The following is a 16874-nucleotide window of genomic DNA, read 5'->3' as shown; positions in this document are numbered from 1 at the left end:
GCCCCCCTTGGCTCAGGAGCTCAGGAGCTCAGGAGCTCAGGTCAGGGCTGCTTCCTGGGCTCGAAGTAGTTCACCCGGTCGGCCTCGTCCGGCTGCGGGACGGACGAGGCGGCGCGGGCGTCGTGGGCCGCGCGGGCGGCCTTGACGCGCCTGTTCACGAAGCCGAAGCCCGCGTAGGCGGCCACCACCCAGAACAGCAGCGACATGGGGTCGCTCCTGATCGCGTCGGGGAAGGCGTCGAGGACCCGGGTGACGGCCGTGCCGTAGTCCTCGCCGGACAGCCGCGCCCAGACGATGACGGCCCCGGCGATCTGGCCGAGCGCGGCGCCGGCGAGGGAGAGGAAGGCGGCCAGCGGCGGCAGCACGGGGCTGGTCGGCCTCACCGCGATCATGGCGAGGCCGACGAGGAGGCCGACGCCGATGGCGGCGAAACCGATCTCGTACCCGCTGAAGGCGATGAGCGCGCCGTAGGCCGCGGCACCGGCGACGGTGGCCAGGAGACCGGTGATAATGCCTGGTAGGAGCCCGTTCCCCAGGTGCGGATCTTTGTCTGTCATAGGGGTTCCTCTTGAGGTTGGAGGTATTTGCGGTGACGAGTCGGGCACTTTACTTGAATGGTGCGATACCTGTTCGTGGGTTAACGAATAACGGAGCACCCCCTCAAGTGGTCTAGGCCAATTTGGGTCCGATAAGGTTCGTGGTTGAGGTTTCAGCCCGCCCCAAGTCGCCGATCCCGAGAGACCGGCGCATCGACGTACGAGGAGATCGGCACCGTGACCATCCGCGTAGGCGTCAACGGATTCGGCCGCATCGGCCGCAACTTCTGGCGCGCGGTCGCTGCCAGCGGCAAGGACATCGAGATCGTCGCGGTCAACGACCTGACCGACAACGCCACCCTCGCCCACCTGCTGAAGTACGACAGCATCCTCGGCCGCCTGCCGTACGAGGTGAAGAGCACCGCCGACGAGATCATCGTGGACGGCAAGACGATCAAGGCCTTCGCCGAGCGCGACCCCGCCAAGCTGCCCTGGGGCGACCTGGGCGTGGACGTCGTCGTCGAGTCGACCGGTTTCTTCACCGACGCCAACAAGGCCCGCGTGCACGCCGAGAACGGCGCCAAGAAGGTCATCATCTCGGCCCCGGCCAAGAACGAGGACGTCACCGTCGTGATGGGCGTCAACCACGACAAGTACGACCCGGCCAACCACACGATCATCTCCAACGCCTCCTGCACCACCAACTGCCTGGCGCCGATGGCCAAGGTCCTCAACGACACCTTCGGTATCGAGAAGGGTCTGATGACCACGATCCACGCCTACACGCAGGACCAGAACCTGCAGGACGCCCCGCACAGCGACCTGCGCCGCGCCCGCGCCGCCGCGATCAACATCGTGCCGACCTCGACCGGCGCCGCCAAGGCCATCGGCCTGGTGCTGCCCGAGCTCAAGGGCAAGCTCGACGGCTTCGCGCTGCGCGTGCCGATCCCCACGGGCTCGGCCACCGACCTCACCGTCGAGGTCGGCCGCGACACCACCGTCGAGGAGGTCAACGCCGCGCTCAAGGCCGCGGCCGAGGGCGAGCTCAAGGGCTACCTCACCTACAGCGAGGACCCGATCGTCTCCTCCGACATCGTGACCGACCCCTCGTCCTGCATCTTCGACGCGCCCCTCACCAAGGTGATCGGCAACCAGGTCAAGGTCGTCGGCTGGTACGACAACGAGTGGGGTTACTCCAACCGCCTCGCCGACCTCATCGAGCTGGTCGGCGCCGACCTCTGATGAAGGACATCTCCGAGTTCGACGTGGAGGGTCGGCGCGTCCTGGTGCGCGCCGACCTCAACGTCCCCCTGGAGGGGGACGCCATCACCGACGACGGCCGCATCCGCGCCTCGGTGCCGACGATCAAGGAGCTCGCGGGCCGGGGTGCCCGCGTGGTCGTCGTCGCGCACCTGGGACGCCCCAAGGGCAAGCCGAACCCGGAATTCTCCCTCGCCCCCGTCGCCGAGCGGCTGGGTGAGCTCCTGGGCGCCGACGTCGCCTTCGCGACAGACGTGGTCGGCACCTCCGCCCAGGAGGTCGTGGAGGCACTCCAGGACGGCCAGGTGGCCCTCCTGGAGAACCTGCGCTTCGAACCGGGCGAGGAGTCCAAGGACGACGCCGAGCGGGCCGAGTTCGCCGCCAAGCTCGCCGCCTTCGCCGACGTCTACGTGGGCGACGGCTTCGGCGCGGTGCACCGCAAGCACGCCAGCGTCTACGACGTGCCCGGCCTGCTGCCGCACGCCGCCGGACGGCTGGTCCTGGCCGAGGTCGAGGTGCTCAGGAAGCTGACCGACGAGACCGAGCGGCCGTACGTCGTGGTGCTCGGCGGCGCCAAGGTCTCCGACAAGCTCGGCGTGATCGGCAACCTGCTCACCAAGGTCGACCGGCTCCTCATCGGCGGCGGCATGGCCTACACCTTCCTGGCGGCCCAGGGCTACGAGGTCGGCAGGTCGCTGCTCCAGAAGGACCAGCTCGACAAGGTGCGGGGCTTCCTCGACGAGGCGGCCAGGCGCGACGTGGAGATCGTCCTGCCGGTCGACGTGCTGGCGGCCGTCGAGTTCGCCGAGGACGCCGAGTACGAGGTGGTCGACGCCACCGCGATCCCGGCCGACCGCGAGGGGCTCGACATAGGCCCGCGCACCCGCGAGCTGTTCGCGGGCAAGCTGGCCGACGCCAGGACGGTGTTCTGGAACGGCCCGATGGGCGTCTTCGAGTTCGAGGCCTTCTCCGGCGGAACTCGCGCGGTCGCCGAGGCGTTGATCGCCTCGAAGGCCTTCACGGTCGTCGGCGGGGGAGACTCGGCCGCCGCCGTGCGCGGGCTCGGCCTGGCCGAGGACGGGTTCTCGCACATCTCCACCGGTGGCGGGGCCAGCCTCGAATACCTGGAGGGCAAGACCCTCCCCGGACTCGTGGCCCTGGAGCGTTAGAAGTGAACCCACGCGGTGAGCGGAGTGGCCGGTCGACGACCGATGCCGTCCGCGTAGTCAACAGGGAGTGGTGAGCGAACGATGAGCACACCTCGTAAGCCGCTCATGGCAGGCAACTGGAAGATGAACCTCAACCACCTCGAGGCCATCGCGCACACCCAGAAGCTCGCCTTCGCGCTGAACGACAAGGACTTCGACCGGGTCGAGGTGGCCGTGCTGCCGCCGTTCACCGACCTGCGCAGCGTGCAGACCCTCGTCGACGGCGACAAGCTGCGGATCGTCTACGGCGCGCAGGACCTGTCGCAGCACGACGGCGGCGCCTACACCGGCGAGATCTCCGGGACCATGCTCGCCAAGATCGGCTGCACCTTCGTGCTCGCCGGGCACTCCGAGCGCCGCCAGTACCACCGCGAGGACGACGACGTCGTCAACGCCAAGGTGCAGGCGGCCTACCGGCACGCGCTCACCCCCATCCTGTGCGTGGGGGAGGGCCTGGAGGTGCGCCGGGCCGGTGGACAGGTGGCCCACAGCGTCGCCCAGCTCGACGGCGGGCTCCGCAAGGTCAGCGCCGAGCAGGCCGCCTCCGTCGTGCTCGCCTACGAGCCGGTGTGGGCGATCGGCACCGGCGAGGTGGCCACCCCGGACGACGCGCAGGAGGTCTGCGGGGCACTCCGGTCACGACTCGCCGAGCTGTACGACGCCGAAGTGGCCGCCGGTGTCCGTATCCTTTACGGTGGGTCGGTCAAGTCTGACAACATCGCGGGCATCATGGCGCAGCCTGATGTCGACGGTGCCCTGATCGGTGGCGCGAGCCTCGACTCCGGGGAGTTCGTCAAGATTTGCCGTTTTGGTGAATTGTCGAGCTGACTGAGCCATTCGGTGGGTGCGACTTGACAGCACGTCATACCCTCTTAGAGCAAGTTTGAATCGTCACGCCTTCGGCGTACACACGGGTCGTGCCCGGACGCGGGACACGCGCACATAGGGAACAGGTCAACGGTGACAATCGGAATCTCCATCGCCCTCATCCTGTCGAGCTTGCTGATGATGCTGCTCGTCCTGCTCCACAAGGGCAAGGGCGGTGGTCTCTCGGATCTGTTCGGTGGCGGTTTCTCGTCGTCGTTCGGAGGCTCCTCCGTGGTGGAGCGCAACCTCGACAGGCTCACCGTCATCACCGGTGTCGTCTGGTTCGTCTGCATCATCGCGCTGGGCCTGCTTCTGCGGCCCTGACCCGGCTTCGACAGGCGTGACAGTGGTTCAGTCCCCGCATCCCCAAGCGGCGGGGCCATCGAGCAAGGAGTTCATCCGTGGGTAGTGGCAACGCGATCCGTGGCAGCCGTGTCGGTGCCGGCCCGATGGGGGAGGCGGAGCGCGGCGAGGCGGCCCCCCGTGTGCGGGTGCCTTTCTGGTGCGCGAACATGCACGAGACGCGCCCCAGTTTCGCCAGCGACGCGGCCGTTCCCGAGTTCTGGGACTGCCCCCGGTGTGGCCTCCCCGCCGGTCAGGACGAGGCGAACCCGCCCGCGCCGCCGCGCAACGAGCCGTACAAGACGCACCTCGCGTACGTGAAGGAACGCCGCAGCGACAAGGACGGCGCGCAGATCCTGGCCGAGGCCCTGGAGCGGCTGCGCTCCTCCTCGCGCCCGATCTACTAGCGGCGCCCGTCGCGGCATTCGCGTAAGCGCCTGAAAGGCCCTCGTGGGAGATCCTCACGGGGGCCTTTCGCGTGCCGCGGCCGCGACTCGCCGGGAGCGGCGGGGCGGCGCCGGGCGCTCGCGGGACGCCCCGGGCCGGGGCGCGCCGCCGTGCGCCGCGCCTGGCTAGGGCCTGTTGGGCATGTCAGGCCTGTGCGGCATGTCTGACCTGTTGGATGAGTCGCCCATGTGGGAGAGATCTCTCTTCTGTGCCATGCCGGACATCTTCTTGGAGCCGATCGCCACGGCCCCCAGTCCGAGCAGGAGGATGACGATGCCGGTGACGACGTTGTTCCAAGCGCTTCCCCTCGTCGCCGAGCCGGTGATCCAGGGGGACACGATGGTCCAGATCCCGATGACCGGCGCGACCCAGCTGATCCCGTACGTCCGGCCGTAGGCGGACGCGAAGGCGAGGGCCAGGGCGGCGACCGCGATGCCGGTGACGAGGTTGCTCACGGCGAGCCTGGACAGGCCGTTGAAGCCGACCACCCAGGGTGAGATCGCCAGATACAGGCCCGCCAGGAGGCCCAGTCCCTCGATGGTCTGGGCCATCGAGCTGGAGCCCGCTCGTTCGTACCTTTCCCGCATCTCGATGAGATCGGGGTGGTGTTCCAGACTTGTGGGTCTCGTCATGCCCTATTCCCCCTTGCCGCTCTTCGGTAAATCTCGATTTCCCGCCAAAGCGGATTTGTGCTGATATACCCGACATAAGCTCCAACCAGCCCAAAAAGGGACAAGATTGGCTAATGACATCACCGGGAGACGGGCTCCGATGGTCTACCCGGGCGGGGCCCGCCCCGCCGTGATCTCCCGTGGAGCCGGGGGCCGCTGTGATCGCCGCGATGACGCCGGGGGCACCGGGGTGGCGCCGGACGTCCTGGGTACGGGATGAGCACACCCCTCGCGCGCACACGGGGAGCCGGGGGAGAGCGAGGTTGCCCGGAGGTGACCTTATGGACGAGAAGGACGAGAAGGACGAGAAGACGGGAACGCACGACCACCCGAGGAGCGCGCTGAACCTGCGGCTCTTCCTGGCGGTCTTCGGCCTGGTGGTGTGCACGGCCCTCGCCGTCCTGTCGGCCTGGGCCGGGATCACCGCGCTCGCCGTGAGCATGGCCGCGCTGGCGGCCGTCGCTGTGGTGGACATCGTGGTGGTCGGGATCAAAATCGCCCGCAGACGCCGGCGCGGCGAGCGGCACACCCTCTTCGAGTAGGGCCGCCCCGGTGGTGAGGAGCCCGTCTCACCTCGATCGGTCGTCCAGGGCGAAGGACAGGTAGCGGTCGGCGGAGCGGCGCACGGCCTCGGCGCCGCCGGTGCGCACGACCCGCTTCCACCAGCCGCCGTAGACGCGTTCGAAGGAGTACGGCTCCAGCAGCGACAGGGCGCGGCGGATCGTGCCGGGACGCTCGGGGATGAGGTTGGGGTAGCTGTACATGAAACTCACCCAGCGGCGGTCCTGGACCACCTGGAGGATGTCGCCGGAGAACAGGGCGCCCTCGCCCTCCTCGCCGTCGCGCCAGTGCATGACCTGGCCGCCGTCGAAGTGGACGCCCGCGTTGATCAGCGTCAGCCCCTCGCGGATCTCGTGGGTGTCGCCCTCCCAGAACACGACGGAGTCGTCGGGGCGGGCCACCCAGTCACGGTCGGCCGCGTGGATGTGGATCGGCGCGTCGAAGGCGTGCGCCCACTCCACCATCGAGCCGTAGAAGTGCGGGTGGCTGATCGCGATGGCGTCGACCCCGCCGAGCTCGGTGACCTGCCTGACCAGGTCGTCGTCGAGATGGCTGATCATGTCCCACAGCACGTTGCCGCCGGGCGTGCGGACCAGCAGCGCCCGCTGGCCGATGGCCGTGGCGGGGTCGCTGCCGACCCCGACCACCCCGGAGCCCTCCTCGGCGACCAGCGGCCGGTGCCCGGTCGCGCGCAACTCGTCCAGGGAAGTCCAGCGCTGCCCCTCCCAGCCGACGTACTGCCGCTCGTCCTCACAGATCGGGCAGTCGTCCCGGGGGGCGGCGTACTGGACCCCGCAGGTGACACAGATGGGCAGGTCGTTCACGGTGACTCCTCGGATCGGGGTTCGCCCCCACCATAAGATCACCGCGCTCGCCGGGGCGGCGAGGGGTGCGAGGGAGCGCGCCCTCCTCCGGCGGGTTCCGGCGCGATGCCGGACGCCTTCTCCGGGGCGGCCCGCGGGCGACCGGGCTCGCGGGGTCAGCGGCGGTAGACCTCCTGGCCGTCGACGAAGGTCATCGCGACCTTGGTGCGCCAGATGTCGGCGGCCGGTTCGGTGAAGGGGTCGCGGTCCAGGACGACGAGGTCGGCGCGGTTGCCGGGGACGATGGTGCCCGCGTCGTCGTCGTGGTTGATCCGGGCCGAGCCCGCGGTGTAGGCCGTCAGCGCGGTGGCCAGGGTGAGGCTCTGGCCGGGCAGGAACGGGGTCTGCGCCGTCGGGTAGCCCGCGTGGATCGAGCCGCCGGGTTCGGTGCGGTTGACGGCCACGTGCATGCCCTGGATCGGGTCGGCGTCGGAGACCGGCCAGTCGCTGCCCGCGCAGAACAGGGTGCCGTTGCGCTGCAGGTCGGCGAAGGGGTACTGCCAGGCGGAGCGCTCCTCGCCCAGGAAGGGGAGGGTCAGCTCGTCCATCTGGGCGTGGTGGGTGGCCCAGAGCGGCTGCAGGTTGGCGGTCACCCCGAGCCGCGCGAAGCGCGGCAGGTCGGACGGCTCGACGATCTGCAGGTGCGCGACGTGGTGCCGGTTGGCCGGGTCGGTCCCCTCGAAGCTGTCCAGCGCCTCGCGGACGGCCCGCTCGCCGATGGCGTGGAAGTGCACCTGGAAGCCGTGCCGGTCCAGCTCGGCGACGCACTCCTTCAGCAGCACGGGGTCGACGTACGACAGGCCGGTGCCGCCGCAGCGGCAGTAGGGCTCGATCACCGCGGCGGTGAAGTTCTCGGTGATGCCGTCCTGCATGATCTTCACCGAGCCGGCGCGGAACCGTTCCAGGCCCTCGGCGGAGCGGCGCCGTTCCAGCAGTTCGGGGATCTGCTCGGCGCCGCGCGCCCGGTCCCACCACAGCGCGCCCACGACACGGGCCCGCAGCGCGCCGGAGGCCGCCGCCGAGACGTACGTGGGCAGCTGGTCGTCGTAGCCCGCGTAGGAGCCGACGATGGCGTCCTGCCAGCCCGTGACGCCGAGGGAGAACAGGTGCTTCTGGGCCTCCATCAGCGCGTCGTGCAGGTCGCTCGCCGTTGGGCGGGGGGTGAGCAGGCCGACCAGGTCCATCGCGCCCTCGTGCAGCACGCCGCTCGGCGTGCCGTCGGCGTCGCGCTCGATCCTGCCGTCGGCGGGGTCGGGGGTGTCGCGGGTGATCCCGGCCAGCTCCAGGGCCCGGCCGTTCACCCACGCGGCGTGGTGGTCGCGCTGGATCAGGTAGACCGGGCGGTCGAAGACGTCGAGCTGGGAGCGGTGCGGCAGGCCGCCGGGGAAGGCCGACATGTCCCAGCCGCCGCCGTCGATCCACTCGTGGCCGGGGTGGGAGTCCGCGTAGGCGGTGATGCGCTCCAGGTACCTCGGCAGGCCGTAGACGCCGGACAGGTCGCACCTGGCCCGCTCCAGGCCCGCCTGCACCGGGTGGAGGTGCGCGTCGGTGAACCCGGGGGTGAGCAGCCCGCCGTCCAGGTCGACGGTCTCGTGGCCGGGGGCGGCCAGAGGGATGACGTCAGACTCCGCGCCCACGGCGGCGACGCGGCCGTCCCTGACCAGTACCGCCTCGGCGAAGGCGTCGGCGGCGAGGAAGACCCTGCCGCCGCGGAAGAGGATGTCGTTCACTCGTTTCCCATTCGGGTGGCGGGCGGGCAGGTCATGGCTCTCCTCGGCGTCGGTGCTCTCTGCGTTGCCTGGATTCTCGGCGTTCTACTGGGTTCTCGGTGTTTTCAGTGTTTTCAGTGTTTTCCGGGTCTCTGGGTTTTCGCGTTCTCGGGTACGGCGATGGTCCCAGCGTCCGGTGACGCGCCGGTTCAGCGGCCGGTTATGGAGTCGGCGACGCGGGCCAGCACCGAGGTGCGGCCGAGCCCGGCCTTCTCCCTGGCGTCGGCCCGGCGGTAGAGGTCGTACATGGTGTGCACGCCGATCCACCGCAGCGGTTCCACCTCCCAGCCTCGTACCTTGCGGTCCACCCAGGGGAGGGAGGCGAGCTCGGTGTCCTCGCGCAGGATCAGGTCGCGCAGGGTACGGCCGGCGAGGTTGGTCGTGGTCACCCCGTGGCCGGTGTAGCCGCCCGCCCAGCCGATGCCGGTGGTGTGGTCGACGTGCACGGTGGCGCACCAGTCGCGGGGCACGCCGAGCACCCCGGACCAGGCGTGCGCCACGCGAGAGGCCCGCAGCGCGGGGAACATCCCGGTCAGCAGCTCCCAGAGCGCCTCGATCGTCCACTCGTGGGTGTGGCCCCGGTCGTCCACCCGGGAGCCGTACAGGTAGGGCTTGCCGCGCCCGCCGAACGCGATCCGGCCGTCGGCGGTGCGCTGGGCGTACATGTAGTAGTGCGCCATGTCGCCGAGCAGCTCGTGGCCCGCCCAGCCGATCTCGTCCCACAGCGCGCCCAGCGGCTCGGTGACGATCATCGAGCTGTTCATCGGCAGCCACGCCCGGTGGTACTGCCTCAGCTCGGCGGTGAAGCCCTCGGTGGCGCGGATGACGTACTCGGCGCGGACGGTCCCGTACGGCGTGCGGGCCTCGCGCGGGGCGATCTCGGTGACCGGGGTGCGCTCGAAGATCTCCACCCCGAGGTTCCGTACGGTCTCGGCCAGGCCCCTGGCGAGCTTGGCGGGCTGGATCCTGGCGCAGTGCGGGCTCCAGATCGCGCTCACCGCGCCGTCCACCCGCAGGCGTTCCTCCCGCTCGGCGGGGTCGAGCAGCCGCACGTCCTCCTCGGTCCAGCCCCAGTGGCGCTCGTGGGCGAGCAGCTGGTGCAGCCGCCGGTCCTGGGCGGTGTTGGTGGCGACCGTGGTGACGCCGCCCTTGACGATGTCGGCGTCGATCTTCTCGTCCTCGGCGACGGCGACGACCTCGTCGATCGTCTCGAACATCACCCGCTGCAGCCGCCTGGCCGCGTCCGCGCCGTGCGTCCTGGCGTAGCGCTCGGGGGTGCCGGCCAGCTCGCCGACGAGCCAGCCGCCGTTGCGCCCGGAGGCGCCGTACCCGGCGAACTCCTTCTCCAGCACGACGACCCGCAGGCCGGGACTCGCCTTCTTGAGGTAGTAGGCGGTCCACAGGCCGGTGTATCCGGCGCCGACGATGGCCACGTCGGCGTCGAGGTTCCCGGCGAGGGGGGCGCCGGGGGCGGGGATGCCGAGGGAGCGATACCAGAAGGAGACGTCTCCGTTGACGAAGTCCCCGCTCAGGGGAACGCGCGTGCTCATGGCCTCATATCCTGCTATATCCGTCTATCCGGGTGTGCCTGTCAACGGAAACCGTTGTAGAAACGCCGTACTGCCGAGTAATGAGTGATCTTCCCAGACGTAACGATGGGCTCACTCATGTGTAGCAGTCCCGTAACAGTGTCAAGAAAGGCTATCCCGTAACAGAGGGAGCGTTCTGATGGGGTTTCTGAGGATTCGTACGACCGTTGACGAGCGGCCGGGCCGGCTCGCCTCGCTGGCCGCCGCACTCGCCGCCAAGGGCGGCAACATCCTGGGTCTGAGCGTGCAGACCGACGCGGACGGCACGGTCGACGAGTTCGTCACGGACATCCCCGCCGGTGCCGAGGCGGTGCGCGAGGCGCTGGAGGCCGCGGGAGGGCGCCGGGTCCAGGTCGTCACCGCCACCGCCCACGAGCTGACCGACGAGCCCACCCGCGTCCTGCTGCTCGCCTCCCGGCTGCGCATGACGCCCTGGCGCCTGCCCGAGCTGCTGGGAGAGCTGCTGCGCGCCGACGACTCCCGCTGGGTCTACGGTGCGGAGATGAGCGATCTTCCGGACCCGACCCTGCTGACCGTTCCCGTGGCCGCGCGCCGCGCGATCAGGGTCCGCCGGGCCGAGCTGCCGTTCACCCTGACCGAGGCCGCCCGCGCGGCCTCCTTCGTCCGCCTGGCGCAGCCCCCCGTCGAGCAGTCCGGGACCGACCGCGAGATCACGCTCTCCGACGGCGTCGAGGTCGAGGTCCGCCCGCTCACCCGGCTCTACCGCGAGGCCGTACGCGACCTGCACGACCGCTGCTCGCCGGAGGCCCGCAGGTTCCGCTACTTCACCTCGATGCCGGTGCTGCCGCCGAAGGTCTTCGACCGGCTCTGCGACCGCAGCCACGGCCAGTCGATCGTCGCCGGGCACGACGGCCAGGTCGTCGGGCTCGCCAACCTGATGTTCACCCCGGATCCCGGCATCGCCGAGATGGCGTTCCTGGTCGAGGACCGCTGGCAGGGCAGGGGGCTGGGCACCGCCCTGGCCGGGATGCTCGTCCGCCAGGCCCGCGACCTGGGCTTCGCCGAGGTGAGGGCGACCCTGCTGTCCGACAACGTCCGCATGCGCAGGCTCCTGGTCTCGCTCGGCGCGACCCTGAGCTACACCGAGGACCCCGGCGTGGTCGAGGCCAGGCTGGCCGTGGGCGTGATGGCGACGGCATCCCCGAGCTGACCCCATCGCGTGGCCTCCCCGTTTCGAGATCGCTCAGGGGTCCCGAAGCGGGGAGGCCGCATCTCTCCCGCGTCCCCGCCTCAGGAGGCCTGCCCCTCCTGGGGCGGGGGCGTGTCGTCGTTCCTCCGAGGGGCGGCGCCGTCGCCGTCGGTGTCCTGGTTGTTCCGGGGTGCGGCGGTGCCGTCGCGTGGGGTGCCGGGAGCGTCTTGGGGGGAGATGTCGGCGGTGTCGCGTGAGGTGCCGGGAGTGTCTTGGGCGGTGTCGCGTGAGGTGTCGAGAGTGTCTTGGCCGGTGTCGGCGGTGTCGCGTGAGGTGCCGGTGACGTCGCGGGAGGTCTCGATGGCGTCCAGCCTGCGCTCGATCCGGTCCAGGCTCTCCTGGATGCGCTCCAGCCTGGCGGAGAACGCCGCTCCCATGACGTGGAAGCCCTCCTCCGCCGACACCGCGCGCTCGGGCCCGCGCCGCCCGAGCAGCGTGATCACCTGGGCGCGCACGGCCTCCAGGCGCGCTCCCCGCCTCGTCAGCACCTGGGCGGCCACGCCCTCGCCCTCGCGGAGCAGCCCGAGCAGGATGTGCTCGGTGCCGATGTAGTTGTGGTGCAGGCCGAGCGCCTCGCGCAGGGACAGTTCGAGGACCTTCTTGGCGCGCTGGGTGAACGGGATGTGGCCGCCGGGGCTTTTCCCGCCCCTGCCGATGATCTCCTCCACGTCGTTCCTGACGCGCTCGCCGCTGATGTCGAAGGCGCGCAGGGCACGGCCGGCGACGCCTTCCTCCTCCAGGATCAGCCCGAGCAGGATGTGCTCGGTGCCGATGTGGCCGTGGCCGAGCCGCCTGGCCTCCTCCTGCGCCAGGACCACGACACGGCGGGCACGGTCGGTGAAGCGCTCGAACACGGGAAGCCTCCGTGAGGGGTGTCGAGGTGCTTGACCCCCACTATGCGTCAGACGGCCGGTGAGCGGGAGGACATCTCCCCGGGCAATTGTCACCCTCCTGTCGGCGAAAGCTTACATTTTTGAGTTAGATTCACGATAAATGGCTTTCGCGGACGGGGGTCGCGTGCGTAGGGTCCCCGCATGACGACCGACGCCTTCATCGACGCCCTGCCCAAGGTCGAGCTCCACGTCCACCTGATCGGCTCCGCCTCGGTCCCCACCGTGCTGGAACTCGCCCGCCGCCACCCCGACGGGGGCGTGCCCACGGACGAGGAGGAGCTGCGCGCCTTCTACAGGTTCACCGACTTCCCGCACTTCGCCCGGATCTACCAGGCGGTCAACGCACTGGTCCGCGAGCCGGAGGACGTGGCGACCCTGGTGCTCGGCCTCGCCGCCGACCTCGCCGCGCAGAACGGCCGCTACGTCGAGCTGACCGTCACGCCGTACGCCCACCACGTCGTCGGCATGCCGATGCGGGAGGTCACCGAGGCGCTCGACCTGGCCGCCCGGCGCTCCCGCGAGGAACACGGGGTGCGGATGGCGTACGTCTTCGACATCCCCGGCGAGTACGGGGCCGAGGCGGCCCGGGTCACCCTGGACCACGCGCTGCGGGAACCTCCCCAGGCGCTGGTAGGTTTCGGGCTGGCCGGGATCGAACAGGAACGCCCGAAGTATCGCGACGTCTTCGCGGACGCCTTCCGCGCCGCCACCGCCGCCGGGCTGCGCAGCCTGCCGCACGCGGGGGAGATGACCGGCCCCGAGACCATCTGGGAGGCCCTCGACCTCCTGGGCGCCGAGCGGATCGGCCACGGCACCTCCTGCATGGACGACCCCCGTCTCGTCGCCCACCTGCGCGAGACCCAGATCCCCCTGGAGGTCTGCCCCACCTCCAACGTCTGCACCGGCCAGATCGCCCGCATCGAGGATCATCCCCTGCCCCGCATGCTCGAGGCGGGCCTGTTCGTCACCCTCAACAGCGACGACCCGCCCATGTTCGCCACCACCCTGAGCCGCGAGTATCGCGTCGCCGCCGACCAGCTGGGCCTGGACCGCGAGACCCTCACCACCCTGGCCCGCAACGCCGTCGAGGCCTCGTCCATGGACCAGGCTGACAAGAAGGAGATCCAACACGAGATCGACACCGTCGCCGCCCAGCACACGGGGACGACGCTCTGACAGCTCAGGGAGAGGAGATCCGGCTCAGGCTTGAAGGGATCTTGGAGGCTGCCGCCCTGTCCAGGAGGAAGAGGGTGCTCCGGCTGCCCCGGGCCCCGGCCGCCGGGACCTGCATCGTCCCCGAGTCCGACAGTGCGAGCCGTACCGCTCCCGCCTTCTCCTCGCCGGCGGCGATCACCCACACGTCTCGGGAACCCTGGATGACGGGCAGCGTGAGCGAGACGCGGGTGGGTGGGGGCTTGGGCGAGCCGTGCACGGCGACCACCGGGCGGGTGTCGTACAGGGCGGGCATGCCGGGGAAGAGCGAGGCGATGTGGCCGTCGGGGCCCATGCCCAGCATCATGAGGTCGAACGCCGGGGCCGGGCCGTGGTCCTCGGGGCGGGCGGCGCGGCGCAGCTCCTCGGCGTACGCCTCGGCCGACTCCTCGGCGGTCATGCCGGAGTCGGGGCCGCGCATCACGTGGACCCGCTCGGGGTCGAGGTCGAGGTGGTCGAGCAGGGCCTTGCGGGCGCCGGTCTCGTTGCGCTCGGCGTCACCGTCCGGCAGGAAACGCTCGTCGCCCCACCAGATGTCCACCTTGCGCCAGTCGACGGCGTCCTTGGCGGGGGAGGCGGCGATCTCGGCGAGGGTGGCGATGCCGACGGTCCCGCCGGTCAGGACCAGGTGGGCCGAGCCCTTGGCCGACTGGGCGTCGACGGCTCGGACGATCACCCGGGCGGCGACGGCCTTGGCGAGCACGTCGGCGTCGCGGTGGGTGATCACGGTGGGAACGCTCACGGGACTTCTCTTTCGAAAGGAGGTGCCCCGCGGCCGTGGCCGCGGGGCACGCGCGGCTCAGGACTTCTTGGTCTGGGCGAGTCGCTGGATCGCGGCCGCGTAGATCTCGTCGGGGTCCAGCCGCCGCAGCTCCTCGGCGAGCAGCTCCGACGTCGGGCGCCGGGTCAGGGCGACCCTGCGGTCCGGCTGGCCGGGACGCGACAGCGTGGCCATGCGGCCGTCGCTCCGGACGATGGTGATGTCACCCTCGGCCGAGACCAGCTTGACCGCGGTCAGGCCGGGCCCGGGGGAGTCGGCGACCTTCACCGAGGCGCCGAGGCGCTCGCCGAGCCAGGCCGCCAGCAGCAGGGCGCTGGCATGGCCGGACACGGCCTCCACGGTGCCCCGCTTGACCTTGCCCACCGGCTGGTCGAACGCGGCGGCCAGCAGGCTCCGCCACGTCGTCAGCCGGGTCCAGGCCAGGTCGGTGTCGCCGGGCACGTAACCGCGGGCCCGGCCGGTGATCGACTTGACCGAGTCTGACGCCGACCGCGCGTCGATGATGCGGCGCTGGGCCAGCATGCCGATCGGGTCCTTGGACGGGACCTCGGGGCAGTCGCTGGGCCACCAGGCCACCACCGGGGTGTCGGTGAGCAGCAGCGGGCTGACCACCGAGTCGGCGTGCCTGGTCAGCTCCCCGTACAGGCGCAGCAGGATCACCTCGCCCGGGGTCGACTCGCCGAACCGGATCTCGGCGTCGAGCCGGTTCGGCTCCTCGGAGTCGCGGGGGATGACGACGAGGATCCGGGAGGGGTGCTCCCTGGCCGCCTCGGTCGCCGCCCGGACCGCGTCGTACTGGTCGCTCTCGCCGCAGACCACCACCAGGGTCAGCACCATGCCGACCGCCGGGGTGCCCATCTGGTGGCGCAGGTGGGTGAGCTGCGAGGAGATCTTCGAGGCGTTCGTGCCGCTGAGCATGAAACTGGTCATCTACAGCCGCCTCCAGGAACGCCCGTCGCGGGCCATCATCTCGTCGGCCGAGGCCGGCCCCCACGTGCCCGCCGGATACTCCTCCGGCGGGCCCTGGGTGCTCCAGAACTCCTCGATCGGGTCGAGGATCTTCCACGACAGCTCGACCTCGCGCTGGTGCGGGAAGAGCGGCGGGTCGCCGATGAGCACGTCCAGCAGCAGCCGCTCGTAGGCCTCGGGGGAGGACTCCATGAACGACTCGCCGTAGGCGAAGTCCATCGAGACGTCCCGCACCTCCATCGCGGTGCCGGGCACCTTGGAGCCGAACCGCACCGTGATGCCCTCGTCCGGCTGCACCCGGATGACCAGGGCGTTCTGCCCCAGGATCTCGGTGTCGTCCTTGCTGAACGGCAGGTGCGGCGCCCGCTGGAACACCACGGCCACCTCGGTGACCCGGCGGCCGAGCCGCTTGCCGGTGCGCAGGTAGAACGGCACCCCGGCCCAGCGCCGGTTGGCGATCTCCACCTTGATGGCGGCGTACGTCTCGGTGATCGAGTCGGGCGGGATGCCCTCCTCCTGGGTGTAGCCGATGACCGGCTCGCCGCCCTGCCAGCCCGACCCGTAGCGGCCGCGCGCGGTGGCCAGCGACAGGTCCGACGGCAGCCGCAGCGCCTTGAGGACCTTCTCCTTCTCCCTGCGCAGCGAGTCGGCCCCGAACGACGTCGGGTCCTCCATGCCGACCAGGGCCAGCAGCTGCAGCAGGTGGTTCTGGATCACGTCGCGGGCCGCGCCGATGCCGTCGTAGTATCCCGCCCGGCCGCCGATGCCGATGTCCTCGGCCATCGTGATCTGCACGTGGTCGACGTAACTGCGGTTCCAGATCGGCTCGAACAGGTTGTTGGCGAAGCGCAGCGCCAGGATGTTCTGGACCGTCTCCTTGCCCAGGTAGTGGTCGATGCGGAACACCGAGCTCTCCGGGAAGACCGCGCTGGTGATCGCGTTGAGCTCCTGGGCGCTGCGCAGGTCGTGCCCGAAGGGCTTCTCGATCACCACCCGGCGCCAGGACCCGGCGGGACCGTCGGCCAGGCCGGTCCGCTTCAGCTGCTGGACCACGACCGGGAAGAACTTCGGCGGCACCGACAGGTAGAAGCCGTAGTTGCCGCCGGTGCCCCGGGTCTGGTCGATCTCCTTGAGCATCATCGCCAGCGCGTCGAACGCGCCGTCGTCGGTGAACTCGCCCCGGCAGAAGAAGATGCCCTCAGACAGCTGCTTCCAGACCTCCTCGCGGAACGGCGTCCGGGCGTGCTCCTTGACGGCGTCGTGGGCGAGCTGCGCGAAGTCCTGGTCCCGCCAGTCGCGGCGGGCGAAGCCGACCAGGGAGAAGCCCGGGGGCAGCAGCCCGCGGTTCGCCAGGTCGTAGATCGCCGGCAGCAGCTTCTTGCGCGCCAGGTCGCCCGTGACGCCGAACAGCACCAGCACGCACGGCCCCGCCACGCGCGGCAGGCGCTTGTCGCGCGGGTCGCGCAGCGGGTTGGCGTCGATCAGGGCCTCGGTGATGCCCGCGGTCGCGGCGGCGGTGGCCGTGGTGGCCGTGGGCGTGACGGCCGCGGGCGGCACCTTCCCGTGCGCGCCCGCCGCCGGGGCGGCCGTCGTGCCCGCGGCGTCCGCCGTGGCGGTGACGCCCTCCCCGGCCCGCGTGGCCTCCCCGGCACCCGCCGGGGAGCTCTCCTTGCTCATACGAACCTCCAGCGGCCCA

Annotated in this window: 16 protein-coding genes and 1 pseudogene; 8 read left to right on the top strand and 9 right to left on the bottom strand. The window is 70.7% G+C overall.

What is annotated here, in order from left to right; all coding sequences use genetic code 11:
* Window positions 1-41: 41 nt before the first annotated feature.
* Complete coding sequence (locus tag ABT053_RS06985; protein WP_350967938.1) at window positions 42-557, bottom strand: hypothetical protein; 516 nt, start codon at window positions 555-557, stop codon at window positions 42-44.
* Window positions 558-773: 216 nt separating this feature from the next.
* Between ABT053_RS06985 and gap the strand changes: the two genes are divergently transcribed.
* The 5 genes from gap (at window position 774) to ABT053_RS06960 (ending at window position 4620) form a co-directional block, all read left to right on the top strand.
* Complete coding sequence (gap, locus tag ABT053_RS06980; protein ID WP_350967937.1) at window positions 774-1778, top strand: type I glyceraldehyde-3-phosphate dehydrogenase; 1005 nt, start codon at window positions 774-776, stop codon at window positions 1776-1778.
* Window positions 1778-2965, top strand: a complete 1188-nt coding sequence (locus tag ABT053_RS06975) for a phosphoglycerate kinase (RefSeq protein WP_350967936.1) — start codon at window positions 1778-1780, stop codon at window positions 2963-2965. Before gap ends, ABT053_RS06975 begins: the two co-directional genes overlap by 1 nt.
* Window positions 2966-3046: 81 nt before the next feature.
* Complete coding sequence (tpiA, locus tag ABT053_RS06970) at window positions 3047-3832, top strand: triose-phosphate isomerase (protein ID WP_350967935.1); 786 nt, start codon at window positions 3047-3049, stop codon at window positions 3830-3832.
* Window positions 3833-3964: 132 nt separating this feature from the next.
* The gene (secG, locus tag ABT053_RS06965; RefSeq protein WP_030905020.1) at window positions 3965-4195 is read left to right on the top strand and encodes a preprotein translocase subunit SecG; all 231 of its coding nucleotides are present in this window, start codon (window positions 3965-3967) and stop codon (window positions 4193-4195) included.
* A gap of 77 nt (window positions 4196-4272) precedes the next feature.
* Window positions 4273-4620 carry an RNA polymerase-binding protein RbpA gene (locus tag ABT053_RS06960; RefSeq protein WP_012892502.1) on the top strand — a complete coding sequence of 116 codons (348 nt, stop codon included), beginning with the start codon at window positions 4273-4275 and terminating at the stop codon, window positions 4618-4620.
* Between the two features lie 165 nt (window positions 4621-4785).
* Here ABT053_RS06960 and ABT053_RS06955 read toward each other — a convergent pair whose 3' ends face one another.
* Entirely contained in the window at window positions 4786-5292 is a 507-nt protein-coding gene (locus tag ABT053_RS06955) for an SPW repeat protein (protein WP_350967934.1), read from the bottom strand.
* 320 nt (window positions 5293-5612) lie between these two features.
* Here ABT053_RS06955 and ABT053_RS06950 point away from each other — a divergent pair, with 320 nt between their 5' ends.
* A complete protein-coding gene (locus ABT053_RS06950; RefSeq protein ID WP_350967933.1) occupies window positions 5613-5873 on the top strand; it encodes a DUF6343 family protein in 261 nt (86 codons plus the stop codon).
* Window positions 5874-5900: 27 nt separating this feature from the next.
* Here ABT053_RS06950 and ABT053_RS06945 read toward each other — a convergent pair whose 3' ends face one another.
* The 3 genes from ABT053_RS06945 to ABT053_RS06935 form a co-directional block, all read right to left on the bottom strand.
* Window positions 5901-6716, bottom strand: coding sequence for an MBL fold metallo-hydrolase (locus tag ABT053_RS06945; RefSeq protein ID WP_350967932.1), 816 nt, complete (start codon window positions 6714-6716; stop codon window positions 5901-5903).
* Window positions 6717-6871: 155 nt separating this feature from the next.
* Window positions 6872-8485, bottom strand: coding sequence for an amidohydrolase (locus ABT053_RS06940; protein ID WP_350967931.1), 1614 nt, complete (start codon window positions 8483-8485; stop codon window positions 6872-6874).
* A gap of 188 nt (window positions 8486-8673) precedes the next feature.
* Complete coding sequence (locus ABT053_RS06935) at window positions 8674-10074, bottom strand: NAD(P)/FAD-dependent oxidoreductase (RefSeq protein WP_350967930.1); 1401 nt, start codon at window positions 10072-10074, stop codon at window positions 8674-8676.
* Window positions 10075-10252: 178 nt separating this feature from the next.
* Between ABT053_RS06935 and ABT053_RS06930 the strand changes: the two genes are divergently transcribed.
* A complete protein-coding gene (locus ABT053_RS06930) occupies window positions 10253-11284 on the top strand; it encodes a GNAT family N-acetyltransferase (protein ID WP_350967929.1) in 1032 nt (343 codons plus the stop codon).
* A gap of 449 nt (window positions 11285-11733) precedes the next feature.
* On the opposite strand, the pseudogene ABT053_RS06925 reads toward ABT053_RS06930, so the two are convergent.
* Window positions 11734-12177 (bottom strand): annotated as a pseudogene (locus tag ABT053_RS06925) (Clp protease N-terminal domain-containing protein); the annotation flags it as partial.
* A 180-nt stretch (window positions 12178-12357) separates the two neighbouring features.
* Between ABT053_RS06925 and add the strand changes: the two are divergent.
* Window positions 12358-13392 (top strand): adenosine deaminase, encoded by a 1035-nt coding sequence (add, locus tag ABT053_RS06920; RefSeq protein WP_350967928.1) that lies wholly within the window; start codon window positions 12358-12360, stop codon window positions 13390-13392.
* A gap of 4 nt (window positions 13393-13396) precedes the next feature.
* Here the strand turns inward: add and pgl are convergent, their stop codons facing one another.
* The 3 genes from pgl to zwf are packed head-to-tail and all read right to left on the bottom strand — an operon-like array spanning window position 13397 to window position 16855.
* Window positions 13397-14170, bottom strand: a complete 774-nt coding sequence (pgl, locus tag ABT053_RS06915; RefSeq protein ID WP_350967927.1) for a 6-phosphogluconolactonase — start codon at window positions 14168-14170, stop codon at window positions 13397-13399.
* 57 nt (window positions 14171-14227) lie between these two features.
* On the bottom strand, window positions 14228-15139 hold the full coding sequence (locus tag ABT053_RS06910; protein ID WP_350967926.1) for a glucose-6-phosphate dehydrogenase assembly protein OpcA: 912 nt from the start codon (window positions 15137-15139) through the stop codon (window positions 14228-14230).
* Window positions 15140-16855 (bottom strand): glucose-6-phosphate dehydrogenase, encoded by a 1716-nt coding sequence (zwf, locus tag ABT053_RS06905; protein WP_350967925.1) that lies wholly within the window; start codon window positions 16853-16855, stop codon window positions 15140-15142.
* Window positions 16856-16874 lie beyond the last annotated feature (19 nt).

Origin of the sequence: Streptosporangium sp. NPDC002524 (assembly GCF_040295985.1) — a bacterium.
GTDB lineage: Bacteria > Actinomycetota > Actinomycetes > Streptosporangiales > Streptosporangiaceae > Streptosporangium.
This window is presented reverse-complemented; position numbering and strand designations above follow the sequence as displayed.